At 69.2% G+C, this 26,730-nt stretch carries 27 protein-coding genes, 1 tRNA gene and 1 pseudogene; 8 read left to right on the plus strand and 21 right to left on the minus strand.

The features are described from left to right. Positions 1-44 precede the first annotated feature (44 nt). Entirely contained in the window at positions 45-1,592 is a 1,548-nt protein-coding gene (locus AMK21_RS19375; protein WP_073879575.1) for an MFS transporter, read from the minus strand. Positions 1,593-1,654: 62 nt separating this feature from the next. Here AMK21_RS19375 and AMK21_RS19380 point away from each other — a divergent pair, with 62 nt between their 5' ends. Then, positions 1,655-2,740: a helix-turn-helix transcriptional regulator gene (locus tag AMK21_RS19380; RefSeq protein WP_073879577.1), complete on the plus strand. Its 1,086-nt coding sequence runs from the start codon at positions 1,655-1,657 to the stop codon at positions 2,738-2,740. A 134-nt stretch (positions 2,741-2,874) separates the two neighbouring features. Here the strand turns inward: AMK21_RS19380 and AMK21_RS19385 are convergent, their stop codons facing one another. Beyond that, positions 2,875-3,876 carry a sigma-70 family RNA polymerase sigma factor gene (locus AMK21_RS19385; RefSeq protein WP_073879579.1) on the minus strand — a complete coding sequence of 334 codons (1,002 nt, stop codon included), beginning with the start codon at positions 3,874-3,876 and terminating at the stop codon, positions 2,875-2,877. 842 nt (positions 3,877-4,718) lie between these two features. Further along, the gene (locus tag AMK21_RS19395) at positions 4,719-5,501 is read right to left on the minus strand and encodes a dioxygenase (RefSeq protein WP_073879581.1); all 783 of its coding nucleotides are present in this window, start codon (positions 5,499-5,501) and stop codon (positions 4,719-4,721) included. A gap of 197 nt (positions 5,502-5,698) precedes the next feature. On the opposite strand from AMK21_RS19395, the gene AMK21_RS19400 reads away from it, so the two are divergent. Continuing rightward, positions 5,699-6,220, plus strand: coding sequence for a MarR family winged helix-turn-helix transcriptional regulator (locus AMK21_RS19400; RefSeq protein WP_079181206.1), 522 nt, complete (start codon positions 5,699-5,701; stop codon positions 6,218-6,220). Between the two features lie 70 nt (positions 6,221-6,290). Here AMK21_RS19400 and AMK21_RS19405 read toward each other — a convergent pair whose 3' ends face one another. Beyond that, a complete protein-coding gene (locus AMK21_RS19405; RefSeq protein WP_199863235.1) occupies positions 6,291-7,850 on the minus strand; it encodes an MFS transporter in 1,560 nt (519 codons plus the stop codon). 194 nt (positions 7,851-8,044) lie between these two features. Next, positions 8,045-8,710, minus strand: coding sequence for a TetR/AcrR family transcriptional regulator (locus AMK21_RS19410; RefSeq protein ID WP_073879583.1), 666 nt, complete (start codon positions 8,708-8,710; stop codon positions 8,045-8,047). 272 nt (positions 8,711-8,982) lie between these two features. Between AMK21_RS19410 and AMK21_RS19415 the strand changes: the two genes are divergently transcribed. Continuing rightward, on the plus strand, positions 8,983-10,260 hold the full coding sequence (locus AMK21_RS19415; protein WP_073879585.1) for a M6 family metalloprotease domain-containing protein: 1,278 nt from the start codon (positions 8,983-8,985) through the stop codon (positions 10,258-10,260). On the opposite strand, the gene AMK21_RS19420 is transcribed toward AMK21_RS19415, so the two are convergent. Continuing rightward, positions 10,247-11,992: a class I adenylate-forming enzyme family protein gene (locus tag AMK21_RS19420; RefSeq protein WP_073879587.1), complete on the minus strand. Its 1,746-nt coding sequence runs from the start codon at positions 11,990-11,992 to the stop codon at positions 10,247-10,249. The genes AMK21_RS19415 and AMK21_RS19420 overlap by 14 nt on opposite strands. Before the next feature lie 240 nt (positions 11,993-12,232). On the opposite strand from AMK21_RS19420, the gene AMK21_RS19425 reads away from it, so the two are divergent. Further along, a tRNA-Arg gene (locus AMK21_RS19425) sits at positions 12,233-12,305 on the plus strand. Positions 12,306-12,376: 71 nt separating this feature from the next. Here the strand turns inward: AMK21_RS19425 and AMK21_RS19430 are convergent. From AMK21_RS19430 to AMK21_RS19485, 13 genes are all read right to left on the minus strand, one after another. Beyond that, positions 12,377-13,528, minus strand: a complete 1,152-nt coding sequence (locus tag AMK21_RS19430) for a tyrosine-type recombinase/integrase (RefSeq protein WP_073879589.1) — start codon at positions 13,526-13,528, stop codon at positions 12,377-12,379. Continuing rightward, positions 13,528-13,716 (minus strand): helix-turn-helix domain-containing protein, encoded by a 189-nt coding sequence (locus AMK21_RS19435; protein ID WP_030118376.1) that lies wholly within the window; start codon positions 13,714-13,716, stop codon positions 13,528-13,530. Before AMK21_RS19435 ends, AMK21_RS19430 begins: the two co-directional genes overlap by 1 nt. After that, complete coding sequence (gene repSA / locus AMK21_RS19440) at positions 13,713-15,125, minus strand: replication initiator protein RepSA (RefSeq protein WP_073879591.1); 1,413 nt, start codon at positions 15,123-15,125, stop codon at positions 13,713-13,715. The genes AMK21_RS19435 and repSA overlap by 4 nt, the downstream gene beginning before the upstream one ends. After that, a complete protein-coding gene (locus tag AMK21_RS19445; protein ID WP_073879593.1) occupies positions 15,122-15,778 on the minus strand; it encodes a DNA cytosine methyltransferase in 657 nt (218 codons plus the stop codon). Before AMK21_RS19445 ends, repSA begins: the two co-directional genes overlap by 4 nt. Continuing rightward, complete coding sequence (locus AMK21_RS19450) at positions 15,775-15,975, minus strand: hypothetical protein (protein WP_073879595.1); 201 nt, start codon at positions 15,973-15,975, stop codon at positions 15,775-15,777. The genes AMK21_RS19445 and AMK21_RS19450 overlap by 4 nt, the downstream gene beginning before the upstream one ends. 5 nt (positions 15,976-15,980) lie before the next feature. Then, positions 15,981-16,172 (minus strand): hypothetical protein, encoded by a 192-nt coding sequence (locus tag AMK21_RS19455; RefSeq protein WP_073879597.1) that lies wholly within the window; start codon positions 16,170-16,172, stop codon positions 15,981-15,983. Positions 16,173-16,264: 92 nt separating this feature from the next. Further along, entirely contained in the window at positions 16,265-16,606 is a 342-nt protein-coding gene (locus tag AMK21_RS19460; protein WP_073879599.1) for a SpdD protein, read from the minus strand. A gap of 16 nt (positions 16,607-16,622) precedes the next feature. Next, positions 16,623-16,811, minus strand: coding sequence for a mobile element transfer protein (locus AMK21_RS19465; RefSeq protein ID WP_073879601.1), 189 nt, complete (start codon positions 16,809-16,811; stop codon positions 16,623-16,625). Positions 16,812-16,814: 3 nt separating this feature from the next. Beyond that, positions 16,815-16,991 (minus strand): hypothetical protein, encoded by a 177-nt coding sequence (locus AMK21_RS35455; protein ID WP_199863236.1) that lies wholly within the window; start codon positions 16,989-16,991, stop codon positions 16,815-16,817. Positions 16,992-17,009: 18 nt separating this feature from the next. Next, entirely contained in the window at positions 17,010-17,687 is a 678-nt protein-coding gene (locus AMK21_RS19470; RefSeq protein ID WP_073879603.1) for a DUF2637 domain-containing protein, read from the minus strand. An 82-nt stretch (positions 17,688-17,769) separates the two neighbouring features. Next, positions 17,770-17,967, minus strand: coding sequence for a hypothetical protein (locus AMK21_RS19475; RefSeq protein WP_073879605.1), 198 nt, complete (start codon positions 17,965-17,967; stop codon positions 17,770-17,772). 84 nt (positions 17,968-18,051) lie between these two features. Beyond that, complete coding sequence (locus AMK21_RS19480; RefSeq protein ID WP_073879607.1) at positions 18,052-19,401, minus strand: FtsK/SpoIIIE domain-containing protein; 1,350 nt, start codon at positions 19,399-19,401, stop codon at positions 18,052-18,054. Between the two features lie 2 nt (positions 19,402-19,403). Then, entirely contained in the window at positions 19,404-19,736 is a 333-nt protein-coding gene (locus AMK21_RS19485) for a hypothetical protein (protein WP_073879609.1), read from the minus strand. 141 nt (positions 19,737-19,877) lie between these two features. Here AMK21_RS19485 and AMK21_RS19490 point away from each other — a divergent pair, with 141 nt between their 5' ends. From AMK21_RS19490 to AMK21_RS19500, 3 genes are all read left to right on the plus strand, one after another. Further along, positions 19,878-20,651 carry a GntR family transcriptional regulator gene (locus AMK21_RS19490; protein WP_073879611.1) on the plus strand — a complete coding sequence of 258 codons (774 nt, stop codon included), beginning with the start codon at positions 19,878-19,880 and terminating at the stop codon, positions 20,649-20,651. 22 nt (positions 20,652-20,673) lie between these two features. Further along, entirely contained in the window at positions 20,674-21,183 is a 510-nt protein-coding gene (locus tag AMK21_RS19495) for a GNAT family N-acetyltransferase (protein ID WP_073879613.1), read from the plus strand. A 591-nt stretch (positions 21,184-21,774) separates the two neighbouring features. Then, entirely contained in the window at positions 21,775-23,574 is a 1,800-nt protein-coding gene (locus AMK21_RS19500) for an ATP-binding protein (RefSeq protein ID WP_073879615.1), read from the plus strand. Positions 23,575-23,972: 398 nt separating this feature from the next. Here AMK21_RS19500 and AMK21_RS19510 read toward each other — a convergent pair. Both AMK21_RS19510 and AMK21_RS19515 read right to left on the minus strand, forming a co-directional pair. After that, positions 23,973-25,587 (minus strand): annotated as a pseudogene (locus AMK21_RS19510) (site-specific integrase). Then, positions 25,584-26,267, minus strand: coding sequence for a helix-turn-helix domain-containing protein (locus tag AMK21_RS19515; protein WP_073879617.1), 684 nt, complete (start codon positions 26,265-26,267; stop codon positions 25,584-25,586). Before AMK21_RS19515 ends, AMK21_RS19510 begins: the two are co-directional and overlap by 4 nt. A 130-nt stretch (positions 26,268-26,397) precedes the next feature. Between AMK21_RS19515 and AMK21_RS19520 the strand changes: the two genes are divergently transcribed. Continuing rightward, positions 26,398-26,592 carry a hypothetical protein gene (locus AMK21_RS19520; RefSeq protein ID WP_107429952.1) on the plus strand — a complete coding sequence of 65 codons (195 nt, stop codon included), beginning with the start codon at positions 26,398-26,400 and terminating at the stop codon, positions 26,590-26,592. The last annotated feature ends 138 nt before the right edge of the window (positions 26,593-26,730 follow it).

Here is a 26,730-nt window from a genome sequence, read left to right on the forward strand (position 1 = left end):
CCGTTCAGCCGTTCAGCCGCTGAGCTGCTCAGCCCTTCAGTTGCTCAGGCCTTCAGCGCCGGCTCCTTGGCGAGCGGACCGTCGTCGGCCGCTTCGCCCTCCACGTGCGCCTTCGGCCGGGCCGGCAGCGCGAACATCAGCAGGAAGATCACCGCGAGCACTCCGGCCACCCACCACAGCGACTGCTGGAACGCGTCCACGAAGGCCGGGCCGACCTCCTGCGGTGCCGTCGGGTCGCCGACCGCGCCGAAGAAGACCACCGACACCAGGCCGAGACCGAGCGCGGTACCCATCTGCTGCACGGTGTTGATCAGCCCGGACGCCGAACCCGCGTGCTCCTTGGGGACCTCGGAGAGGATCGCGTCGGTCAGCGGCGCCACGATCAGGCCCATCCCGACGCCCATGACGACCAGCGGCACCGCCATCTGCCAGGAGGTGATGGCCATGCCGTAGTGCTCGGCCTCCCAGAGGTAGACCAGCAGCCCGGCGACCATCAGGAGCGCGCCCGACTGGAGGACCTTGCGGCCGAAGCGGGGCACCAGCTTCTGCACGGAGATCCCGGCGGCCACCGAGACGGCGACGGAGAACGGGATGCCCGTCGTACCGGCCGCCAGGACGCTCCAGCCCAGGCCGACCTGCATGTACAGGGTCCAGACCAGGAAGAAGATGCCCAGGCCGACGCCGAAGGTGAGCTGCACGGCGATGCCCGCCGCGAAGCTCTTGATCCGGAACAGGGACAGCTCGATCAGCGGTGAGCCGTCGATGACGGCCTTCTGCCGCTGGTGCCGGACGAGGAGCCCGAAGACGAACAGGCTGCTCACCATCGAGAGGTGGCCCCAGAGCGGCCAGTCCAGCTCGTGCCCGCGGGTGAGCGGGTAGATGAGCATCAGCATGGCGAGGGTGACCAGGCCGACGCCCATCAGGTCCAGCCGCATGGCCTTGGGCGCCTTGGACTCGGTGATGAACTTGGCGCCGAGAATCAGACCCGCGACGCCGACGGGCAGGTTGATCAGGAAGATCGGCCGCCATTCGAGGCCGAAGAGGTTCCACTCCGTGAGCAGCGCGCCCACCAGCGGACCGGAGACCGCACCGAGGCCGACGACCGCGCCGAAGAGGCCGAAGACCTTGCCGCGTTCGTGCGCCGGAAAGGTGGCGTGCACGATCGAGAGCACCTGGGGCACCATCAGGGCCGCCGTCGCACCCTGGAGGATGCGGGCGGCGACGAGTATGTCGGGGTCGGGAGCGAGACCGCAGAGGGCCGAGGCCACGGTGAACCCGGCGATGCCGACGAGGAAGAGCCGCTTGCGCCCGTAGATGTCGCCGAGCCGGCCGCCCGTGATCAGTCCGGCCGCGAACGCGAGCGCGTACCCGGCGGTGATCCACTGGATCGCGGAGACGGAGGCATCCATGTCCTGGCTGATGCTCGGTATGGCGATGTTGACGATCGTGACGTCGACCAGGTCCATGAAGGCCGCGGTCATCACGATGGCGAGGGCGAACCAACGGCGCCGGTCGGCAGGGCCGGGCAGGGGCGGTGCGGTGCTGGATGCGGTGCTCGGTGCCGGGTCCGGCAGCGCTGCGGAAGAAGACATGAGAGGAAGCTACGCCCCCATTAGGTCTGATCGTGACCTGATGGGGGAGCATCCTGGATCCCATGACCGACACCCCGGCACGACTGCTGAAACTGTTGTCGCTCCTCCAGACCCCGCGCGAATGGCCCGGCGGGGAGCTGGCCGAACGGCTCGACGTCAGCCCGCGCACGGTCCGCCGCGACGTCGACCGGCTGCGCGAACTGGGCTACCCCGTGGAGGCCTCGCGCGGTGCGCTGGGCGGCTACCGCCTGGTCGCGGGCGCCGCGATGCCGCCTCTCGCACTGGACGACGAGGAAGCGGTCGCCATCGCGGTGGGGCTGCGGGCCGGCGCCGGGCACGCCATCGAGGGCGTCGACGAGGCCTCCGTACGGGCGCTGGCCAAGCTGGAACAGGTACTGCCGTCGCGGTTGCGCCACCGGGTCTCGGCGCTGCAGAACGCCACGGTGCCGCTGACCCGGGGCGACGGGGCCACCATCGATCCGCAGACCCTGACGACGCTGGCCTCGGCGGCCACCGGGCAGGAGGCGCTGAGGTTCTCGTACCGCAGCGGCGACGGTACGGAGACGAAGCGGCGGGTCGAGCCGTGCCGGCTGGTGAGCACGGGGCGGCGGTGGTACCTGGTGGCTTACGACCTGCTGCGGGAGGACTGGCGGACGTTCCGGGTGGACCGGGTCTCCGAGCCGTTCGCGACAGGCGCCCGGTTCACGCCCCGGCCGCTCCCCGGGGAGGACGGCGGGGGCGCGGAGCCGGAGGACGCGGCACGCTACTTCGCCCGTTCGATGGCGGGCGTGCAGCCGGAGCTCCGGCTCGATGTCCGGTTCCGGGCGTCGGCGGAGTTCGTGGCGGCTCGACTGCCGCCGACGCTCGGGGTGCCGGAGCCGGACGGGGAGGACGGCTGCCGGCTTCGGTCCTCGTCCACGGACTCGTTGGAGTGGGTGGCGCTGCGGCTGGCGCTGGTGGACTGCGAGTTCGCGGTGCAGGGACCTCCGCAGCTGGTGGCGTACCTGGAGGGTCTGGGCGCCCGGCTGACCCGCGCCGCCGCGGCCGGAAGCGGAGCGCGGAGTCCCGGGCCGGAAGGGCCGCGGGGGCAGGAGGCACAGGAGCCGGGGGAAGCGCAGCAGGCGGAGCAGGGGGCCGGACATGGATGAGCCCCGGCGCCGGGGGGGGGTGGGCGCCGGGACTCAGTTCCGGGGACCGGTGGGGAAAACCGGTCGGTGACCGGCATGATCCGGTCGGTCAGCCGGTGCGAACCGGCTTGATGGGGAGGTTACGGGTTATTGGCTCACGCCGCAGCGTCAAAGCCCGTGTCGTGAGCCATTCGCTTCAATTCGAGTAGTGCGTGCTTCTCGATCTGGCGGATCCGCTCCCGTGTCAGGCCGTGCTGCTTGCCCACTTCGGTCAGCGTCCGCTCGCGCCCGTCCTCGATGCCGTACCTCATCTTGATGATGGAGGCGGTCCTGTTGTCGAGCTTGCCGATCAGGTCCTCCAACTCCTCGCTGCGCAGGAGGGTCATCACCGACTGCTCGGGCGAGACGGCGGAGGTGTCCTCCAGCAGGTCGCCGAACTGGGTGTCGCCGTTGTCGTCCACCGGCATGTTGAGGCTCACCGGGTCGCGGGCCCAGTCCAGGACGTTGCCCACGCGCTCGGCGTTGGAGTCGAGCTCGGCGGCGATCTCCGCGTGCTCGGGATCGCGGCCGTTTTCCCGGTTGAACTCGCGCTGGACCCGGCGGATCCGGCCGAGCTCCTCCACCAGGTGGACGGGGAGCCGGATCGTGCGGGACTGGTCGGCTATGGACCGGGTGATGGCCTGCCGGATCCACCACGTCGCGTACGTGGAGAACTTGAAGCCCTTGGCGTAGTCGAACTTCTCGACCGCGCGCACCAGGCCCGCGTTGCCCTCCTGGATCAGGTCGAGCAGGGGCAGCCCCGCACGCGGGTAGCGGCGGGCCACGGCAACGACGAGGCGGAGGTTGGAACGGATGAATATGTCCTTGGCGCGCTCGCCCTCGGCGACCAGCGCCTCCAGCTCTTCACGCGTCGCGCCGCGGGCATCACTCTCCACCCCGCCGTCGAGGATCTGCTGGGCGTAGACGCCCGCCTCGATGGACTGGGAGAGGTCGACTTCCTTGGCGGCGTCGAGCAGCGGTGTACGAGCGATCTCGTCCAGGTACATGCCGACCAGGTCGCGATCGGCGATTTCCCCGCCCACGGCGCGAACACTGCTTGCCCGATCGGTCCCACCGGAGGTGGTGGACGAACGACGGGCGACGGCACGGGTTGCCATGCGTGCTCCCTTGCTGAGTAGGTCGCGACACCTTTTCGGGTGCCCTGCATCCGATGGAAACAACGACTGGAATCCGGACAGAATTCCCATGCCGCCCATTCATTTTCGCGATCATCCAGTACCCTGTCCGGCGCCGACCGGCGGAAACCTGGCGCGGATACCCACGTAAGCGCAGGTCAGGCACCGCACCGAGGGTTGTCGGCGGCCCTGGCGAGGAGCTGGCTACCCCGTTTCGGTGAGGCCGCGCTCACAGGAGTCCACACCCTTGGGCCGGACCGTACGGACCTCCGGAAACTCCGGACGTTCCCGACCTCGCGTCTACCCCGGAAGACGACCCGTATCGCCTCGGGGTTGCTCGCGATGTCCGCATTGTCTCCGCGGAGTGCGGGGCGGCGCCCCGGGCCCCGGGGTCGCAGGTCCGCAGATCCGCAGGAGGACGCCTCGGCCGCGGCCGGCCGGGACCTCAGCCCGATCCGCCGAGCCGCCGCCCGCCCCTACCGTGAGGCCCGTGGCGGAGACGCAGCGCAACCCTACGGACACCTCCGGCCTGCTCGACGAGACCCTGGAAGGCATCCACCGCTCGGGGCCGGAGCGCGACGGCCGGCTCAGCAACCACGCACCGATGGTGATCGAGGCGCGCGTACGGGCCCCGCGAGGCGCCACCGATCACGGAACACCTGATCACCGCACAGCACGCACAGGAGGTGTTCGAGCGGGCCGCGGCGCACGGTGGCGATCGCACGATCAAGTTCACCGACGCGGCACCGGACGTAGGTGACGCGGCCGCCCCCGTCGCCGCCGGCCGCGCGATCGGACTGACACGCCGGGCTGGTGAAACGCCCTCAGCCGAACTGCACCGAGCGCTTGGCCAGCCCCATCCAGAAGCCGTCGATGACGCTCCGCCCCCGGTCCAGCTCCTCTTCGGCGGCGCCCAGCGTCACGAAGAGCGGCGCGAAGTGCTCGGTGCGCGGGTGGGCCAGCTTTCCGGCCGGGGACGTGTGCTCGAAGTCGAGCAGGGCGTCGACGTCCTGGGCCCGCAGCGCGCGGTCACCCCAGTCGTCGAACTCCGCCGACCAGCCCGGCACTCCGCCGCCCGTGTGTCGCAGGGCGGCCAGGTTGTGCGTGAAGAAGCCGCTTCCGACAATCAGCACGCCCTCGTCGCGCAGCGGGGCGAGCCTGCGCCCGATGGCCATCAGCTTCCGCGGGTCGAGCGTCGGCATGGAGATCTGGAGTACGGGGATGTCGGCGTCCGGGAACATCTCCACCAGCGGCACGTAGGCCCCGTGGTCGAGCCCCCGGTCCGGCATGTCCTGGACCGGCGCACCGGCGCCGCGCAGCAGCTTGCGGACGCTGTCGGCGAGCTGCGGGGCACCGGGGGCGCCGTACCGCACCCGGTAGTAGTGCTCGGGGAAGCCCCAGAAGTCGTAGACCAGCGGAACCGGCTCGACGGCACCCAGCGCGAGCGGGGCCTCCTCCCAGTGGGCGGAGACCATCAGGATCGCGCGGGGGCGTGGCAGCGTGGCGGACCAGGCGGCGAGCTGGCCGGGCCAGACCGGGTCGTCGGCGAGCGGCGGGGCGCCGTGCGAGAGGTAGAGAGCGGGCATGCGCTCCGCGGTGACAGTCATGGCACTCCCCGTCCACTGGATCTGACATCGGCGCTGGCACTGGCACTGGCACTGGTATGGATCATGGATTCCTGATTCCGGGGGATGGCTCTACAGGGGTCTTGCGGAATCCCACCGGCCAGGTTCTTGAACCTTCAAGTTCCTATCTCCAGAGACCTTAGCCCTATCTAGTTAAACTTTCAAGAAAAGGTCGTACAGTGGAGTACATGACCACGGCATCCACGGCATCCACCGGCGCGACACGCTGGCTCACCGACGAGGAGCAGCGCGTCTGGCGCGCCTACCTGCATGCCACCACGCTGCTGGAGGATCACCTCGACCGCCAGTTGCAGCGGGACGCGGGCATGCCTCACATCTATTACGGGCTGCTCGTCCAGCTCTCCCAGGCACCCCGGCGCCGGATGCGGATGACCGAGCTCGCCAGGAACGTGAAGATCACCCGTTCCCGGCTCTCGCACGCCATCGCCCGGCTGGAGAAGAACGGCTGGGTGCGGCGCGAGGAGTGCCCCTCCGACAAGCGCGGCCAGAACGCGGTGCTCACCGACGACGGTCACGCGATGCTCGGGCGTTCGGCGCCGGGCCATGTCGACGCCGTACGGCAGGCACTGTTCGACCGGCTCACGCCCGAGCAGGTGCAGAGCCTCGGCGACATCATGCGCGTACTCGCCTCCGGGCTCGAACCGGAGGGTACGGACGCGGATCTGCCCTGGCTCCGCTGAGCGGCGGAACCAGGGCAGACCGTGAACCGGGGCAGACCGTGAACCGGGGCAGACCTCGGGAACAACGGTGTCAGTGGGCGACGACCGGAATCCGGAACTCGTCCTCGGCGCCCTGGGCGTCCCCGCCGGACGCACCACCCGTACCGCCGGCCGCACCCGTTCCCGGGCGGCCGGTGTTGATGAGGACGACCGCGATCGCGGAGGCGAGGACGAGGATGCCGACCGCCCACCAGATCGCGCTGGCGAAGCCGCTGACCATGGCCTGGAGCTCCAGGAGCTTCGGGTCCGTGGCGCGGGCCGCGTTGTCGGCGATGTACGCGGTGGTGGCACCGGCCGCGATGGTGTTCAGCAGAGCGGTGCCGATGGCGCCGCCGACCTGCTGCGAGGTGTTGACCATCGCGGAGGCGACCCCCGCGTCACGCGGCTCGATGCCGTGCGTGGCCAGGGACATGGCCGGCATGAAGGCCGTACCCATACCGAGGCCGAGCAGCAGCATCCCGGGCAGGATGACGGCCGCGTAGCTGGTGTTCAGGTCGAGCTGGGTGAGGAGCAGCATGCCGATGGCGGCGACCAGGAAGCCGGGGCCCATCAGCAGCCGCGGCGGGACCCGGGTCATCAGGCGGGTGCCGATCTGGGTGGAGCCGGTGATCATGCCCGCGATCATCGGCAGGAAGGCGAAGCCGGTCCTGACCGGGGAGTAGCCCTTCACGATCTGCAGGTAGTAGGTCAGGAAGAGGAACAGCCCGAACATCGCGATGATGGCGAGCCCCAGTGAGAGGTAGACCCCGCCGCGGTTGCGCTCGGTCAGTACGCGCAGCGGCAGCAGCGGCGACTTCACGCGCGACTCGGTCACGACGAAGGCCAGCAGCAGCAAGGCGGCCGCGATGAACATGCTGATCGTCAGACCGTCCGACCAGCCGGCCGATTCGGCGCGGGTGAAGCCGTAGACCAGGGCGACCAGGCCGAGCGTGGAGAGCACGACACCGGGGATGTCCAGCGGCGAGCGGTTGCGCGAACCGGAGGGCTCACGGATGACGAAGTACGCGCCCGCGGCGGCGATCACGGCGAACGGGATGTTGACGAAGAACGTCCAGCGCCAGTTCAGGTACTCGGTGAGGAAGCCGCCGAGGATCAGCCCGACCGCGCCACCGCCACCGGCGATGGCCCCGTAGATACCGAAGGCCTTGGCGCGCTCCTTGGCGTCGGTGAACATCACGGCGAGCAGGGAGAGGGCCGCCGGGGCGAGCAGGGCGCCGAAGACACCTTGCAGGGCGCGGGAGCCGAACATCATCGCCTCGTTCTGGGCGGCTCCGCCGAGCGCGGAGGCCAGGGCGAAGCCGATCAGCCCGACGACGAAGGTGCGCTTGCGCCCCCAGAGGTCGGCGATCCGGCCACCGAAGAGGAGCAGACCACCGAAGGCGAGCGCGTAGGCCGTGATGACCCACTGCTTGTTGCCCTCGGAGATGCCCAGGTCGGTCTGGGCGGAGGGCAGGGCGATGTTCACGATGGTCGCGTCGAGCACGACCATCAACTGGGCGAGCGCGATGAAGCCCAGGGCCTTCCAGCGGCTGGGATCGGGAAGCCCGGTGTCGGCGATTCTCGACAGCGGGGTGTCAGCGGTTCTTGCCATGGGAGTAGCCACCTAGGGACGTGCGAGGGCGCCGAGGACGTCGCGAGGAGAGTCGCCGGTACGTGCTGGCGTACGCGTGATGGAGGTACGCACGTGAGGAGTACGTGCGTGATGGAGTACGTAAGTGCGTGAACGTAAAAGGACGTTGATCTACGGGGCAGGGGCAGGGGTAGGGGTAAGGGCAAGGACCGGCGTCAGCGGTCGCGGCGCCTCAAGTTCTCCAGGGTTGCCGCCGATCCGGGCAGCACGGAACGGGCCGGGGCTTCCAGCCCGTCCAGGAACAGCTGCAGATGGCGGTGGGTGAAGCGGTCGATGTCCAGGCAGGCGATGCCGGGCAGCGGCCGGGTGAGCTGGGAGAGTGCGACGAGTACGTCACCGACGGCGATGTCGGTACGCAGCCGTCCCGCGGACATGGCGCGCGACACGAGCCCCTCGACAGCCGCTTCGAGGCGGTCGCGCTCGGCGAGCAGGTCGGGGTGGTCCTTGTCGAAGACGCCGGAGAGCATCGGGCACAGGGCGCCGATCCGTTCGTCGGCGGCCGCGTGCACGAACCGGCTGAGCGCGGCGAACGGGTCGGCCTCCGCCGCGGCGGCCTCTTCGGCCCTCGCGGTGGTGCGGGAGGTGACCGCCAGCACGACCTCATGGGTCAGCGCCGCACGGTCGGGGAAGTTCCGGTAGAGCGTGGCGTTCCCGACGCCCGCCCGCCGTGCGACGTCGTCGAGCGGCACATCCGGCCCGAACTCGACGAACAGCTCACGGGCGGCCGTGACGATCCGCTCACGGTTGCGCAGCGCGTCGGCCCGCGGTCGGGGCGTACGGCGCTGAGCTGCCGGTGCGTTGGTGTCGGCGACGGTCTCCACGGCTGCCCTTCCCCTTCTCTGATCGGACGATGTGTAGCTGAGCGCCCCCATCCGCAACCGGGGACCAGATCCCCGTTTCAAGGGGACACCGGTGCAAACGGGGAAAGCCTCCCCGCTTATTTCCGCCCCCACCTGTGACCTGAGTCACATTACCTGGCGGCGAAAACCCTCCGATCGGCGCACCCAGCGAGCGCCCCCCGACCGCCCGGCACAGGCTGATCGCCAGAGCGCAGTCAGGGTCGGCCGGCTGCCGCGGACCCGAAGGCGCCTCTATGCAGCAGCCCCGCCACCGGATACGCAGTCACCGCCGCCCCCTTGCCCTGGCCGGAGCGACCGCCCTGGTCATAGCCGCCATGGCGTCCGCGAGCACCACCCTTCCGGGGGGCGGGAAGGCCACGGCGGGCCCGGCGGCCACCGCCGAGGACTCCGCGGTCGCCCCCTGCCGGATCGCCACGGCCATGGGCGTCCAGATGTCGCTGGGCATGCCCACTCCACCCGGCTACGCGCGCTCCACCGGAGAGGTCAGGTCACTCAACCTGATGATCGACTTCCCGGACGCGGAGGGCACGGAACCGGCGGCGGACCGGTTCGCGGAGTTCTTCCCGCAGACCTCCGACTGGTTCACGACCAGCTCCTACGGCCGCCTCGACTACCGCCCCGAGGCCCCCGTCCAGGAGTGGCTGCGGATGCCGATGCCCTTCGCGGAGTACGGGATAGAACGCGGCTCACCGTTCGAACCGGGCTACCGCCAGCTGGTCGAGGACCTCGTCGCGGCAGCGGACCCGCAGGTGGACTTCTCGGCGTACGACCTGGTCAACGTCCTCGTCACCCCGAACGCGGGCCCCTCCGCCCTGGACACCGTGCTCTCCGTGACCTTCTCCGGCAACGACGACGCCCCGTCCGCGGACGGCGTACCGCTCTCCAACACGTCGTTCGTCTACAGCCGCCAGGACGACGGCTCGGGATCGTACGCACAGACGGGCTACCGCGTCCTGCCGCACGAGAACGGCCATGTCTTCGGCCTGCCCGACCTCTACACGATGGAGGGCGGCGGCTCGGTGGGGCACTGGGACATCATGTCCGAGGACTGGGGCGCCAACAACGACTTCCTGGGCTGGCACAAGTGGAAGCTCGGCTGGCTCGACAACGAGCAGATCAGCTGCGCCTCCCAGCCCGGTGTCAGCGAACACACGCTCGGCCCGCTGGCCACCGCGGGCGGCACCAAGCTCGCCTTCGTCCCGCTCAGCGCCCAGTCCGGATACGCGGTGGAGGTCCGTACGGCGGCGGGCAACGACGAGGCGGTCTGCCGCCCCGGGGTGCTGATCTACAAGGTCAGCTCCGACGTGGACACCGGCCAGGGCCCGGTCTCCGTCGCCGACGCCACCCAGGACAGCGGCGGCTGCACCCGGCGCCCCAACGTGCACGCGGAACTCTCGGACGCACCGTTCCGCCCCGGCCAGACGTTCACGGACCGTGCCAACGGCGTACGGATATCCGTGCTGGACGAGGACGGGGAGGGCGACTACCGGGTACGGATCACCCGGCCGTGAGCGGCGCGGGGTCCTGATCGCGGGCGGGGAACCGGTCCCGGAGCTCGTGCTTGAGGACCTTCCCGGTGGCGTTGCGCGGGAGCGGCTCGTCGGTGAGCAGCACCCGGGCCGGCACCTTGAACCGGGCGAGGGACCGGCCGACGTGCTCGCGCAGGACGTCGGCGGTGACCCCGGCGCCGGTGCGCGGCAGGACGACGGCGACGACCTCCTCCCCCAGCACCGGGTGCGGGACGCCGAGGACGGCGGCGTCGCTCACGTCGGGGTGGTCGTGCAGGACGCCCTCGACCTCGACGCAGTACACGTTCTCGCCGCCCCGGACGACCATGTCCGTGATCCGGTCGACGACCGCGATCCGCCCCTCACGCCGCACGGCGAGGTCCCCCGTACGGAACCAGCCGTCCCGGAACGCCTCCCCGGTCGCGGCCGGGTCGCGCCAGTAGCCGCGGAACAGCGACTGCCCGCGCAACCACAGCTCCCCCACCTCCCCCTCGGGCAGCTCCTCACCCGCCGCGCCCGCGATCCGCGTCTCGGTCACGGGGGTCGGGCGTCCGACGGCACCGGGGTGGGCCCGGTACTCGGCGCCGATGTTCGCGAGGACGCCGCCGCTGGTCTCGGTGAGGCCGTAGCCGTTACGGGGCTCGACGCGTTCGCCGCAGTGGGCGGTGAGGCGGGCGACCAGGCGGGGCGGGGCCGCGGCGCCACCGGTGCTGAACAGGGTGAGGCTCGCCAACTCGTCCCCCGTACGCTCGGCGGCGTCCATCAGCTGGAGGGCGGTGGTCGGCACCCCCGCGAAGTGAGTGACGCCGTGGACACGGATGAGCCGGAGTGCCTCGTCCGCATCCCACTTGTCCATGAGCACGAGGGTGCCGCCCGCCGCGATCACCCCGTAGAAGCTGGTGAAAGCGGCGACGTGGAAGAACGGGAGCGTCATCAGGGAGACCGGCACCGGCCCCATCCCCGGGACGGCCTCCCTCCCCAGCGCGGAGGCGGCCGCCTGGTAGCGGGGATTGAGCGCGGCCCCGGCCTGGGCGAGATGGGTGGCCACCGCCCCCTTGGGCCGGCCGGTGGTGCCCGAGGTGTAGAGGATCGTGGCGTCGTCCTCGGGCCGGGGCTCCACGTCGGGAGGCGCGGCCAGGGGGTCGGGCGCGGGAAAGTCCTCGTACCGCTCGACGCGTACGCCGTCCGGAAGCGGTCCCTCCCCGTGCCGCCCCTGGAAGAGAACCACACGCGCCCCGGCCCGCCGCGCCCACCCCGCGACCCGCTCCAGCCGCTCACCGTCGACGAGCAGCACACCGGGCTCGCAGTCGTCGAGGGCGTGACGGAACTCGCCCTCGGTCCACCAGGAGTTGAGCGGTACGGCGATGAGCCCGGCCAGCTGGACGGCCCAGAAGGCGATCTGCCACTCGGGCCGGTTCCGCATCGCGACCACGGCCCGGTCACCGGGGCGCAGCCCGTACCGCTCACTCAGCCGGACGGCCAGGGCGGACGCGGCGGCGAAGAACTCCCCGTACGAGTAGCGGCGTTCACCGGCGACCAGGAACGGCGAGTCACCGTAGGCCCAGGCCGCCTCGACGAACTCCCGGAGCGTACGCGGCCCGTCGGCGTACTCCAACGCCCCCTGCTCCCCCCGGACCACGGCGAAGGGCGCGCCGGGGCCGGTGAGGAGGGCGTGGATCCGTTCGGCGCGTTCGGAGTCCTGGGGCCCGGTCGGGGGCGGGTCGGTGTGCGGCACGGGCTGCGGCCTTTCTCGCGCTGGCTCGGTAGGGGTGACGTTATGCGGGCGGCGCGGGGGCGCCAAGGCGGCGGGGAGCCGCAGGGGGCCGCCCACCTGTCATCCTGCACACCTACGGAAAGAAGCCGCAGCTCAGACCTTGCCTGAAGGCGGGGAGACCGCAGCCCGCCCCTACACCGGCTCGGCACCGGCACAGATCCGCTAGGCTGTCCATGGCCGGACATCAGCACGTCCGGCCATGCCTTCGTAGCTCAGGGGATAGAGCACCGCTCTCCTAAAGCGGGTGTCGCAGGTTCGAATCCTGCCGGGGGCACAAGCAAAAAGGCCACCTAGGAACGTTCCTAGGTGGCCTTTGACATCCACTCCTGACATCAACGGCGGCGGTCACTCACGGCCAGGACGCCTCTTGAGCAGCCGGTCCATGTGGCTGATCGCCTCGCGCTGCGTGTCCTGAACGACGTGGGTATAGACATCCATCGTGATGCTGATCTGGCTGTGCCCGAGGATCTCCATCACAACGCGAGGAGCCACCCCGGCCGCGGTGAGGATCGTGGCGCAGCCGTGCCGAGCATCGTGCAGGCGGATCACTCGGAGGCCGGCGGATTCGGCAACGCGGGTGAACGAGCGGTAGACGTTCCGGGGCTCCACCGGGCGACCGGTCCGCGTGACGAAGACATGCCCGCCTTCCTGCCACGCTTCCCCAGCGCGTGCCTTGGCCTCAGCCTGTCGCATGCGGTGCCACCGAAGGGGCGCGATGCACATAGCAGGAAGAGGCACAGCCCGGCGGCGGCGTCCCTTGGGATCATCGTCGTAGAGGATGCCACGCCGCCTCTGAGTCTGCTGGCGGACGTAGAGAACCCTGCGGTCTAGGTCCAGGTCGGTCCACCGCAGCCCGACCAGCTCCCCGCGCCTCAGACCCATGGTGATGGCGAGGACGAACGCGGCATAGAGAGGGTCCTTGCGGGCCGCAGCCAGGAAGATCAGGGTCTCATCCAGGGACCACGGGCTCAGCTCTCGCGACTTCGCACGGGGCGGTTCAACGAGGCTGGCTACGTTGCGCGTGATCAGCTCTTCCCGACAAGCCGCGGTAAGGGCTGTGCGTAGGACCCGATGCGCTTCCTTGGCGGTAGCCGCGGTGGTCTTCTTCTCCAGCTGGACGAGGCAGCGCCGGACGTCAGCGACACCGAGCGACTCCAGCCGCTTCCCTCCGATCATGGGCACCAAGTACAGCCGGACGTGCGCTTCGTACTTGTCGTACGTGCTGAGCTTGCGCCGAGGCTTCACCACGTTGTCGAGCCAGTAGGGCAGCCACTCGGAGAGCTTGGCCGACCGCGTGGGCACGGGCACACCCTGGTCCACCTTGGCGAGCAGGTCACGGCGCTTGGCGTCGCACTCGGCCCAGGTCTTGCCGTAGGCGAACTTACGGGCCCGAGTGCCGTCCGGCTGGAGGACGTAGACCGCGGCCTGAAAGCGGCCGTCCTTGCGCTTGGTGATGGTGCCCGCACCGTTGGGGTTGCGCTTGCGCTGGGGAGGCATCAGGCGGCTTCCTCGATCTCGTTGACGATGAAGTCCCGTACAGCGTCGGCGGGGATGCGACGGGCCCGGCCGATGGTGATGGAGACCAGCCGGCGGGAGCGGATCAGGTCGTAGACGGTGGAGCGTCCGAGCTTCAGCCGCGCCATGACCTCGGGCACGGTGAGGAGTTCGGCGGTGGCCGTGGTCACGATGCGGCTCCTTCCAGAGCAAGTTGGTCTTGCAGTGCGGCGCGGTGTTCGCGGGCGGTTTCGCGGTTGTGTTGGATGTCGCGGTGGATGTTGGCAGCGAGCCAGGATTCGCCGGGGGTGTGGCCGTTTCCGGCGTAGGCCCAGTGCGCGAGCGTGAGCGTGGTGGCCTCGGGGTGGTCGTCGGGATCGGGGAGGCCGAGGGAGGCGCGTTGTTCGGCGGCGCGGTAGTCGGCGCGGACCTGGCGGAGTGCACCGAGGGTCGTGGAGTAAGCGCGGGACTTGGTCGAGAAGTGGCCCCGAAAACCGAGCATGTGTGCCCAGTCGCGGAGCTTGCGCTCTGGGTAGGCGTGGTGCAGGTCCAAGCACGCTTCGATCAGCCGGCGCGGGTGCTCGGGCACATCGAGGAGGACGAGGGCTTCCTTGTTCCCGATCCGGTGGTCCACGGTCCGGGTCGTCTCTGCCGCCTTGGTGGCGTACTTGGCGACGTACGAGGCCACGGCCTGTTCGGTGAGGTCTTCGCCGTTGCCGAACGCGCCGATGGGCTGCACGTCGAGCTGCATGCCCCACCGCAGCGTCCAACCGTCCCTGACCCCGGCTTCCGGGTTGGCCGGCACGTCGACTTGGACGCGGGCGGCGGCGGCGCGGATCGCGTCGTCCAGGAGGCCGAGGGTGGCCCAGGCCGGGGGCGGGGTGTCCGGGCCTTCGGGTCCGTCGAAGCGGATCACCGCGTGGAAGTGCACGGCCCCGCGCTTTTGGTACTCCGCGACCTTCCCGAAGGACACCTTGGACTGCTCACGGGCGGCTTTCTGGGTGAGTCCGGCGCGCTTGGCGATCTCGCGGCGGAGGTAGATCGTGAAGTAGCGCCAGAGGTCGGAGGCGTGGTTGTTCCACAGCACCGCCCCCGCGTAGTCGTACCGGTCGGGGTCGAGCGGCGTGCCCAGCTCCGGCGCGTCCTCAGAGTGCCGGACACCGCAGCGGCAGGGCCGGTTACCGGGCCGGTTGTGGACCGGACCGAACGACGGGGCCGTCAAGGTGGCGAAGACTCGGGGGTGATCCCGGATCGTCGTAGGGGTGCCTTTGTCGGGGTCGCCGGTGAGCCCGGCGCGGATGAGGTGGTAGGTGTCGCCTGCGTAGGTCCAGGCGCAGGCGGGGCAGCGGGAGGCGCGGCGGTTGCCGCAGGCGATCCGTAACCGTCCCCCGGGCTCGGTATCCGTCGAATAGTGGTGCAGCAGGGTGCCGGTGGTGCGGTCGATGGTCTTGGTGGCTCCGGTGAGGTGGATGGGCTGGGAGCAGCCTCCGGTGCGGCGGAGCTGTTCGGTGAGGCGGTCGAAGCCGGGAGACCCGGCCACCCTCAGCAGGTCGGTGAGGGTGGCCGGGTCCAGGCCCGCCGTGGTGGCGGTATTACTCACGCGGCCACCTCCAGGCGGGAGGCGAGCAGGGCGGTTGCGATGTGGTGGGTGTAGGCCGGGGGGATGCACTCGCGGATGCCGTCGCGATTCATCCAGCCGACGCCCATGTCGGTGCGCGCGTCGGCGACGCCCGAGAAGTTGCCGACGTAGTGAGCGAAGTGGCCGGCCGCGCGGGGGCGGCCCATCTTGGTCAGGGGTGCGAGGTGGGCGGGGTGGCGGGGCGGGGTGAAGGTGAAGCCGCCGCCGGTCTCGAAGAGGCGGTGGCGGTAGGTCCGCATTCCGAACGCGGCGGCGCACAGGGTGACCGGGTTGCGGAGTTCACGGTGGGCTTCTTCGACGTTCTCGATGACCCAGGGGCGGCCGGTCGCTTCGAGGGCGGCCCGGGTAGGGGCGATGAGGTCGGGGTGGTCGCGGTGCTGGATCTTTTGGGCGCGGCTGTAGCGCTGGCACGGGGGCGAGGCGTGGATGAAGTCGAACTCCGCCCCGTGCTCGCGGACGTAGTCGATGGCGTCGGCCTGGATGAAGCGGAAGGGGTAGCGGGGCTGCGGAGCCAGATCGATGCCGGTCACGTCGAAGCCGGCGCGGTGGTAGCCCATGGCGGCACCGCCCTGGCAGCAGAAGAGGTCCAGCACCCGGAGCCGGTTGGTGATCATCGGCGACCACCACCGTCGCCGTGAGCCGGGCCGTGGTTCGCGGCGTAGCCCTCAACCAGGGCCTTGACCTGGCTGTCGCCCGTAGCGGTCGCGGAAGCTCCGCAGTGGCAGACGGCCGATCCGGTGGCGGGGGTATTGGGGGACGGCTTGCTGACGTGGAGGCCGGGGCGGTCGGGGGTGGGGGTCAGGTCGGCCATGGGGCTCACGCCCCGATCCGGGTGCGGGAGCGGTCGGCGGCGGGGGCGGTGGTGTGGCCAGTGCCGTGGCAGGCGGGGCAGTTCGCGGTGATGGTCTGCCGCTGGCCGTCGGGGGTGCGGGTGCCGGTGGTGATGGTGACGGTGGGGAAGCCGTCGCAGTGGCCGCAGATCGGCCGGGGCCGGGTGTGCTGGGGCATGATGGGATCTCCCTTTCGGGTCCGTTGGATCGGGAAGGTGGGAAGCGCCCGGGGCGGCGGAAACTTGGCGGTTGAGGCCGCCCCGGGGGCTGTCAGCGGTTGTTCGGCCGGTTGAGCAGCGAGCGCAGGACCACGGCGCAGATCGCGACCGACGCGGCGGTGATCGCGGTGGCCAGGAGCATGGAGACCAGGACCGTGCCGATGACCAGGACCATGGCGGTCCCGCCGGCGGCGGCGACGACCAGCGCGCCCGGGGTGAGCTGAACGGCCGGACGGACGGTCGGAGCAGCCGGGACCGGGGCCGAGCCCGTGGGCGCGGCGGGGGTGTGCTCGCAGGTGCAGGCCGGGGTGTGGACGAGGCCGGTGAGCGGCGGGACGAGGGACGTGCCGGGGGTGGGTGCGGTGTCCGGGGGCGGGATCTTCGGGGTGAACACGGGCGGAGCCTCCTTGTCAGGGGTTGCAGCGGTGGGTGCGGGCGGCGAGTTCGGCGGCGACGCGGCCGTGGTAGTCGGCGGAGAAGTCGCAGCCCGGGGCGGTGCAGGCGGCGACGTGCTTGGTGCGGCCCCGGCCGTCGTAGTGGGTGCCGACCTGAACGGGGCCGATGCGGAGGACGTTGGTGAAGCGGTTCGGACGCGGCATAGTTCAGCCCTTCCGGCGCAGGCCGCCGGGGAAGTCCCGGGCAACGGTGGCGTTCTCGGCGGGGGTGTTGGCGCGGTGGTCGGCTTCCTCGGCCAGCAGGGAGGCCAGGCCCGGGTTCCCGGCGTCCAGTTCCTCCCGGGCGGCGGCGAGGTAGTCACCCCGAGTCGGGTTCGAGTCCATGACGGATTTCCTTTCTGATCAGGCGAGTTGGGCGGTGATGGCGTCCGCGAGTGGCGCGGGGACGCCGAGGCGGGCGCGCAGGGTGGCCGAGTCGATCCGGGAACCGGTCGTGGCCTGGTGGGTGTCAGCGAGCTTCCGGGCGTGGTCCAGCAGTGCCGGCGGAACCGCCGCCGGGGTCGGAGCGCGGGCAGGTTCGGGTGCGGGCTCGGAGGCCGGTGCCGGGGGGAGTTCTGGGGCCGGTTCGGGAGCCCGCTCCACCGTCACGTCTGGGACCGGATCAGGGGCCGGGGCGACCGGCGGTGCGGGGACCGGAAGAGGCTCGGGCTCGTTGGGCGCGGTGGTGGGTGTGTGGACGAGGAGGGTGCCGCCGAGGAAGGCGAGGGCGGGCCAGCCGGCGACGAGGATGCGCAGCCAGGCCGGGACGTCGCCGAGGTCGAGGAGTCCGGCGGTGGCGACGTTCGCGCCGAGCGATGCGGCCAGGGCGATGACGAACCAGACCCATGCGGCGCGGTTGTTGGCGGTGGTACGCATACGCCGCCAGGCGGCGACCAGGAGCAGGTCCACGCTGACCGGGTAGGCCCAGGCCTTCCATCCGTCCTGTCCGGCGGCTTCGGCCAGGTCGTGCAGGTGCGCGAAGGACAGGGCACCGGCGATGACGGCCTGGACGAGCACGGCGTCAATGCGGATGCGGGACATAGGGGTTCACCTCCTTTCGGGGGTGGGCCGGTGCCGGGCGGGGAACGGGGCCGCCGCCGGGCACCGGGGCGAGGAGGGACGGTCAGGCGTCGTGGTCGGTGCCGGATCCGAGGCAGTTGAGGCAGAGGCCGTCCTGCTGTCCGACCGGGCGGCGCTTGCGACCGACGCGGACCGTGATCGCGACGTTCCCGGTGCCGCCGCACGGCTGACACGGGGCCGGTTCGACCGGGGCGGGGGCGGTGGTGGGCGGGGGTTTGGTGGTGGTCCGTCGGGTGGCCATGGCGGGGGTTCCTTCCGGTTCCGGGCATGGGCGGGGTAGGGACCTGGCGCGAGGCGGTCACGCCGACCGGGTGGAGCAGGGGTGTTACTCGGTGACCGGGCGCGGCTTCAACAGCGGCATGGCCGGTGCCGGCGCGGCGGGCACGACCGGGCGGAACGGTGCGAGAGCGGCGAGGTGCGGGGTGAGGTGCGCGAACTCGTGGCAGACGGCCACGGCTTGGGCGGGGGTCATGGCGGGGGTGCGGATGCGGGACCAGCCGCCGGAGGAGTCCCCGGCCACCGCGACGCCGGGGCGGTCCGGGGGGATGGTGGTGGCGGCGAAGACCGCTTCGGGGGCGATGTCCCCGAGGGCCATTTCGGCGGTCTGCTTGTCGTTGACCCGGTGCACCACACGCCCGGTGAGCTGAGCCCGCAGGGCGGTGGCTCCCTTGCCGAGATCGGAGCCGAAGCGCTGCCCGCACACCTCCAGGAAGATTCCCACCGCGCGGGCCATCTGAGCGAGGCGGATCATGCGCATCACCATCCGGTCCCGGCGCTCCTCGTCCTTCTTCGCGGCGACGAGGAACAGCTCCGCGACCTCATCGACCAGAACGACCAAGGGCACCGGCCGCAGCTTCGCGGGCAGGCCCCACATGTCCGGGACACCGTGAGAGCTGAGGAGGTCGAAGCGCTCTTCCATCTCCCCTACAAGGGCTTCCAGCAGGCCGTCCGCTTCATCCGGAGTGACCGCCAGGGCAGAGAGGCGGGGCGCGTACCCGCGCTGTTCGACCCCCCGCTTGCAGTCAATCCCGACCAGACCGACGGGAAGCTTCGCGAGTCCGGAGATGAGGTTGCGCTGATACATCGACTTGCCCGACTGGTTCGCACCGACCGTCAGGGCGTGCGGGACCTTCTGATAGTCCCGGACGAACGCCGTTCCGTCCTCCCGCAGGGCCACCGGCACGACCAGCGGACCGGCGGTGATGTTGCGGGGCAGGCGGCGGGGCATCTTCACGCGGCGCAGAACGTCGTAGCCGGTCATCCGCAGTTCCACGAACCCGGGCTTCACCTCGACCACGTGGACGGAGTGGACGCCCCAGGCGTGGCGGAGCCGTTCGCAGGCGGCGGACACGTCGGCAGGCTCCAGACCAGCCGGGAGGCGAAGCGTCGCCCGCATCCCGGTCGAGGAGTAGCGGACCCGGCGGACCTGCGGGGGAACGGGCTGGACTTCCTGGCGGGCCACGTTGCGGACCATGAACGCCCGCAGGCGGGACGGCTGGACCGTCAGCCCGCACACATCCATCGTCGCCCGATACGTGACCGAGAAGCGGACCCGGGCGACCGGGGCACCCACCAGCGACCAGAACACCCGCGGGGACCGGGCTTTCGCGTAACCGAGGCCACCGGCAGCCGATAAGGCCCCCGCAACCTCGATCACCGTGGACAGGTCCGACATGATCAGGCCCCCAGCGGGGTCACAGCAACCGCGCGGAAGCTGATCCCGTGCCGGGTCTGACCGTTGAACGTGTTCTCCCAGTCCCGGGCCTTGAGGCCGATCACCGTGACCGGGGTGCCGGGGGCCAGGTTCTCCGGGACGCCCGTGTTCGGCACAGTCACCTGGTACAGGTTGCCCTCCCCATCGTCCGCGACCAGCAGGCCCACCGTCGCGAGCGGGGCACCGGTCTCCCGGTCGATGGCGATCTCACCGGTCTGCTTGCTCACGAGCTTCGGCGTCGGAGGCGTCGCCACGAACACGACAGCGGTCGAAACATCGATCTTGAAGGACGGCATGAGCGTCTCCCTCATCGCGTGGGGCAGCACGAGAAGCGCCAGCCCCAACTGGCTTGAGCCACTTACTGGCTTAAGCCAGTTGAGCACGTCACGGGAAGCGTCGTCAAGCTTCTGGCTTGAGCCAGTTGGTACGCTGTCGACATGAACCCGTCCGAGCCCCCTACTCAGCAGCCAGCAAGCAGACGCATCGCGGAGGAGCTTCGCCGACGGATCCGCGACGGAGAGATCCCGGCCGGGGAGAAGTTGCCCTCGGAGCGCGCATTGGCCGAGGAGTTCGGGGCCGCCCGCAACACGGCGCGCGAGGCTGTGCGACTGCTCGCGGAGCAAGGTCTCGTGACTGCCAAGCACGGGCGGGGGGTGTTCGTCCGCGAGCCGCAGAAGTTGTTCAGGTTCGGGAGCGATCGGTACTCAATCAAGAACCGGGAGACTGGGCTGACCCCATTCCGACTAGAGGCGCAGCGTCAAGGCAAGGTGCCCAGGATCGACGTGCTGTACATCGAGCGCGAGACCCCGCCGCTCGACGTGGCGGAGCGCCTCGGTGTGCCCTCGGGCGAACAGAGCGTCGTGCACCGGGAGAACCACTACTTCGCCGACGACGAACCTGTTCAGATCGTCTCGACGTACCTCCGATGGGACGAGGCGCAAGGCACCCTGCTCATGCAGCCGAAAACCGGCAAGGACGGAATCTATGGGCGGCTTGAGGACCTAGGGCACGTCATGACGCGGGTCCGTGACGAGATCAGCGCGCGGATGCCAACGCCAGAGGAAGCCCGGTTCCTCCAATTGCTGCCAGGCGTGCCGGTTCTGGAGGTGCTCCACACCAGCCTTGATCAGGACTTGCAGCCGTTCGAGGTGTCTAGGTACGTACACCGAGCCGACCAAACAGGACTGCTCTACGAACTGCCGGTTGAGTAGACCGCAATGGAGGGGGAAACGCATGTCAACGGCCACAGTTCGCCCGCGTGAGGCACGTGACCTTGCGGAGGCGGCAACCGTTCTCACCGCCGTACACGAATCCGACGGATACCCAGTCGAAGGGGTGAAGGACCCGGAAGCCTGGCTATCTCCAGAAGGACTTCTGGCGGCATGGGTCGCGGAACTCGATGGACATGTGGTGGGGCATATCGCCATCAACAGCCCGCAGCCGGGAGAAGAGGTGGCCCGACTCTGGAGGGAAGAGAGCGGTGACGGCAACTCCCACATCGGGGTCCTAGCCCGACTCTTCGTGGCGCGTGAAGCGCGTAAGGCGTCCGCCGGTAAACGCCTCATGGAAGCCGCTACGGCCTACGCCCGAGAGAGGCACCTGCGCTTGGTGCTGGAGGTCTTGACGAAGGACGCAGCCGCGATCCGCCTCTATGAGCGCCTTGGCTGGCAACGCATCGGGGAGGCCGTCCACACCTTCGGCGGCAAGCAGGTCGACGCCGTTTGCTTCGTGGCACCCGCCTGACGACGAGAGCTGTTACAGGTTTCTCTACCTCATCAAGGCACCCGGCTGCGCTCCGCTCCGCCGGGCGCGCTTCCCGGCTCTGGCTGCGCCCGCGCTCCTGCCTTCGGCCCGCTCGGCGCTGCCGCCGCCGACGCGCGCCCGCAGTGGATAGGCCCGAGGGGCATGAGACGAGAACCAAGCCCGCGGCTTCACGACGATGCCTCCGGCGGGGGCGCTCAGACTCCGGGATGGACGGGGCGCCGTTCGCGAGTGCCGGCCGGAGCGTGGCGAGCGTCGTGGGGCTCCCATCCCGACCACCTTCGACCCAGGCAAAGCCGAGCAGTCGCGGCCCAGGGCGTCAAGGTCGTTCGTACAGTGGCGCGCTCCACCTTGACGCCCTGAACCACGACCGCTCCACGGAGTGTGGGTCGAAGGCGGACGGGATGGGAGCTGAGGTAGGTGTTGGTGGGGGTTGGCTGATCTCCATGGGCTTCAGCTCATGCAGGTCGTACGAGCACATGCGAGCCTCATGAGTGTCCAGGCAACCTCATGTGGGTCGCAAGACCTGCATGAGGCTACTCTTGACCACCACAGTAACCAGGAGGTAGGTCAGTGACAGAGAACGAGCTGCATGACTTGCTAGCGAAGCTTCGCCGCTTCGGTGGGGATCACTTCACTTGCGAGGTCAAGCGCTCTCAGGGTGGCCTGCCAACCTCTATGTGGGAAACCGTGAGCGCTTTTGCGAACGCGCAAGGCGGGCTAATCATCCTTGGCGTAGACGAAAAGTCCGACTTCACCGTTGTCGGCGTGAATGAACCCGCAAAAGTCGAAGCGCATCTCGCTGCAGTATGCAGCGAAATGGAGCCGCCGGTACGCGCCGAGATGGCCACCGTAGAGATTGACGGCTACCACGTGATTCTCTGCCAGATCCCCCCTACGCCGCGAGACCAGCGCCCATGTCACAAAAAGGATCGAGGCCCTTGGGCGGGATCCCGGCTCCGCGTAAGCGATGGTGACCGCAAGCTAACGGACTATGAGGTATCCGTCCTCCTTTCAAACCGCAGTGAGCAGCGGCAGGATCTACGCCCAATTACAGAAGCTGCACTATCCGACCTCGACGAAGAAACAATTCGTGGATTTTTGCGTCGAGTGCGCGAAACGAAGTCTCAGATCTTCACCAGGATCAGCGACGAAGAAGCATTGCGAATGCTCAATGTCCTCGTTAAGCACGAGGATACGCTAGTCCCGTCCTTGGCCGGGCTTCTAGTATTCGGGTCCTACCCTCAGCAATTCGAGCCTCAGCTCGATATCACCTTCGTCGCCTACCCAACGCCTGAGGCAGGCGTTCTTGGGCCATCAGGTGAACGCTTTACGGAGAACCGCTCAATCGACGGACCCATCCCGCAGATGGTAAGCGAATGCATTCGCATCCTTAAACGCAACATGAAGCGCCGAAGTATCGTTTCCGGACTATACCGCACAGACGAGTGGGAATATCCAGAAGAAGTCTTGCGCGAAGCCTTGGTGAACGCGCTGGTGCACAGAGACTACTCCGAGTTCGCTCGGGGCATGCAAGTGCAGGTAGAGATGTACCCGGACAGGCTTGTGATCCGGAATCCCGGTGGACTCTATGGCCCCGTGGAGGTAAACAGCCTGGGCACGGAAACTGTTTCCTCCTCACGGAATAAAGTGCTGCTAAAGATCCTGGAAGATACCCCTTACAGCGACAACAGAATGGTCTGCGAAAATCGAGGTAGCGGCATTGCGCGGATTCGCATTTCGCTGACCGAGGCAGGCATGGAGCCTCCGCGATTCATCGATGATATCTCCTCCTTTACGGCAGAATTCCCTAACCATACTTTGATCGATGATGACGCACTCGCCTGGCTGGGGAGTCTGGGCACAGGCCCGCTATCCAGGCCTCAGATGACTGCGCTTGTGATGATGCGCAACGGCCAAACGATGACCAACAGCTCATACAGAGCCGCGACCGGCGTCCACGACAGTAGGGCTGCCAGCCGAGATCTAAAGGACCTCGTCGACAGAGGGATCGCTGAGCAGTTCGGAAATCGCGGCTCCGCCTTTTACGCACTTGGGGCCGGGCACCACCCAGACCCCGAGGAAGACCTCTTTGGCAGCCTAGCCGAAGGGGCAGTAGTCCCGGCTGCGCCCGCAAAGCCTGAGGAGATCGAGGCGGCCACAGCCAACCACGCCCGCCCGAATTTGACCGATCTCCAGAAAGCGGTCCTCGCATCCCTCTCCGAGGGAGATCTACAAAGGCACGAGATCGAGTCGAAGACCGGCTTCGATGCCGTCCAAGTACGGGGGGCACTCCAAGCTCTTCGCGAGAAGGATCTCGTGGTGTTGGTAGGTAAGCCTCGGTCGCGAAATGCACGCTGGCAGGCGCGGTGAGCATGACCACGCCCGCGCGCAGCAGCGCTCAAGCACAGATTGGACGTAACTGCGTGCGAGAGGGGGATGGCTATGGTGACTTCCCTGAAGGTTGCTGGTCGCCAAGTGGTTGCTGACTCCTATGAAGGCGTCGTTGGCAGGTTTTTCTTCGCCTTGATGACGGGTGCAGCAGTGCCGGGCTGAGTGCATCGCTCCGTGCTGAGCTGACATCCGCCGCTGACATCAACAGCGACGGATGTCAGCGTTCTCCCGCAGTTGTATAGCGAGGATGCGGCGGCCCCGTCGCCGCAGTAGTTGAGTGGCCGATCGAACTCCTAAAGCGGGTGTCGCAGGTTCGAATCCTGCCGGGGGCACCAAACGCATGGCCCTGACCTGGGGTTTCTCCTCAGGGAAGGGGCCTACTCGGCCCCGGACGTCCCGTCCGGGGCCGTTTGTGTGCGCGCTGCGTGAGCGGACGGGGTGGCAGCCCCCGAAATATCCCCCAACCGATCAGCACCGTCCGGCACGTCGCGAGGGGCGCGTGCACGCGGGACGAGACGGGCCGCAGCCTCGGCGATCGCGAGATCCGCCTCGGGGAGCAGGCTCGTGTACGTGTCGGCCGTGATGGTGATCGAGGAGTGGCCGAGCATCTCCTGGATGTCCTTCAGGTCGGCTCCGGCCGCGTGGGCGAGGGTCGCCGCGCCGTGGCGCAGGTCGTGGAGCCGGACCGGAGGCAGGCCGATCTCCTCGTACAACTCGATGAAGCGGCGGGTGACGTTGGCCGGGTGGAGCAGTTCCCCGTTCTCCCGCGTGAAGACGCGACCGGTCTCCACCCAGGCGGTCTTCCACTCCGCACGCGCTTCGTCCTGCCGAGCACGGTGTCGTCGTAGGACCTCGACCGTGTCCGCGTCCAGGGCAATGGTGCGCGCCCCCGCGTCGGTCTTGGGGTCGTCCTCGTAGACCTCCCAGCCGTCGACGACGAGCTGCTTGGCGACGGTGAGGAGACCCGGCGTCCAGGTGGGTGTCGGTCCACTTCTGCCCGCACGCCTCGCCGCGCCGGAGCCCGCGGAACGCGATGAGGTGGAACAGGGCGTACAGGTGGTCGTCCGCCGCGTGGTCGAGGAAGCGGCCGGTGTGTTCCGGCGTCCAGACCATGACGGGCGAGGACTTCTCGCCGGTGCGCTGCCAGTGCAGGACGCGTTCCTCGGTCCACACGAGCGCCTTGGGGCGCTTACCCGCCTCCAGCTCGACGTGCGCGGCCGGATTGAAGGTGATCAGCTGCTGCGCGATCGCGGCGTTCAAAGCGGCACGCAGGGTCGAGCGAACGCGCTGGCGCGTGGCCGGTCCGACGATGCGGCGGTATGGCTCCATCTCGGCGATGGCCGCCTTCATGGCCTTGCGGCGAGCACGCGGATCGTGCCCCTTCCACGGGATCCTGGCCAGCTCCTCGAACGCCTTGCGTCGGGCGGCGTTGCCCTCGGCGATCTCGACGTTGGCCTCGGCGATGGCCTCGAACATCTCCGAGAGGTGAGACACGCGGAGGCGGTCGAGTCGCAGGTGCCCGATCCGCGGCTTGAGGTGGACGCGGATGTTGCTCTCGTCGCGGCTGATGGCGCTCTGCCGCCCCTTCTTGCCGGCCAGCCAACTGTCCAGCCACTCACCGACTGTGAGCCTGCTGGTCAGGTCCAGGCCGTGGATGAGGCGGCGCCGGGTCGACTCGATGTTCGGCAGCGGCGCCTTCTCGGCGGCCACGGTCTCCAGAAGCTCGGCGATCCGGGCCAGAGCCTCGGGGTCGTCGGACTCGGCGAGCCCCAAGAGGGCGCGCACGTGGTCGAGGTCGGCCTGGGCTTCCTTGAGGGTCTCGTAGCCGGCACGGCTGAAGGAGCGGCGGGTTCCGTCCTCGCGGGGCGGGAGCTCCTGGCGTATGGAGTAGGAGCCGTGCTTGCGGCTGGAGAACTTGGGGCAGTTCTTGCCGAGCGGCTTGCCGGTCTTGGGGTCGCGGCAGTAGCAACGGCGGTGGGTGGAGCCCTTCAAAGGCGTTCCTCCGGTGTGGTGTTGGGGTCGGTTTCGGGCGGGTCGACATCGCCCAGTGCGGGTGGCAGGTCTGGTGGGGTGGCTCCCTCCTCGCGGATATCGCGGCGGAGGTGGCGGAGGTTGTACTTGGCGGAGATGGCCTGGTCGGCGTATTCGGTCCGCCTGCGTTCGGCTTCTTCCCGCTGGGCGCGGCTGGTGGCCGTCTTGGCGGCGAACCGTGCCCGTTCTTCCTCTTCGAGCGCGGCGAGCGCGGTGCGCGTGAGTCTGGCGTGCAGCTCGAAGTCGGGGACCATGCCCGCGTCGCGTTCGGGCACCTCCTGTTCGCCGGTGAAGCGCCGTAGGGCGTCCCAGGTGGGGACGAGCCTCTGGAACGGGAGTTCCTGGGTCTGATCGACGTACCCGACCGGGAAGATCAGGCAGACCGGGTACGTCTCCAGGGCGGCGGCCAGGACGATGACGTCCACCAGCGGAAGGTTGGCCCGGCGTCCTGACTCCATGTTGGCGATCACGTTGCGCGGGATCGGGTGTCCGAGCCGCTCGCACTGGTCGGCCAGGTCATGTGCGCTCCATCCCATCTCCTTTCTCCGTCGCCGGACCTCGCCGGCCACGTTGGCCTTGATCCGGTCCACCCACTCCGGGAAGTCGTCGTCCTCTTCATCATCGAAACCGTGTTGTGTCATGTAGACACAGTAGCTCGCTCATGATGGTTCCTAGCCGCCTGGAGCCGGACGTGTTGGTCATGTTCGCCGAGGGCTGTGACGAGAGGAGCGCTGCGTGCGCGATGAGGCGATGACCGGGCAGGCGAAAGGCATGACTCGCGAGGAACTGCTGTCCCTTCCTGTTGCCGTTGACCTGGACACAGGCAACCGCGCGCTGGGGCTCGGGCGGAGCAAGGGCTACGAGCTGGCCAAGCGGGGCGAGTACCCGTGCAAGGTCCTGCGCCTGGGGAAGGCGTACCGCGTGGTGACGGCGGACCTGCTCGACCTGCTGGGGCTGGCCGCGTGAGGGTGAAAGAAGATAGCAGGCAGTTCTGCGCTGAGCTGACACAGAATCGCTGGACTGTCTCGGCGGCTGGACGTACGGTTCGTGGTCGCCCGCCCGAAACGGGCCTGACGAACGGGCAAACCGTCGACGCGCAGGCGC

Origin of the sequence: Streptomyces sp. CB00316 (assembly GCF_001905595.1) — a bacterium.
GTDB lineage: Bacteria > Actinomycetota > Actinomycetes > Streptomycetales > Streptomycetaceae > Streptomyces.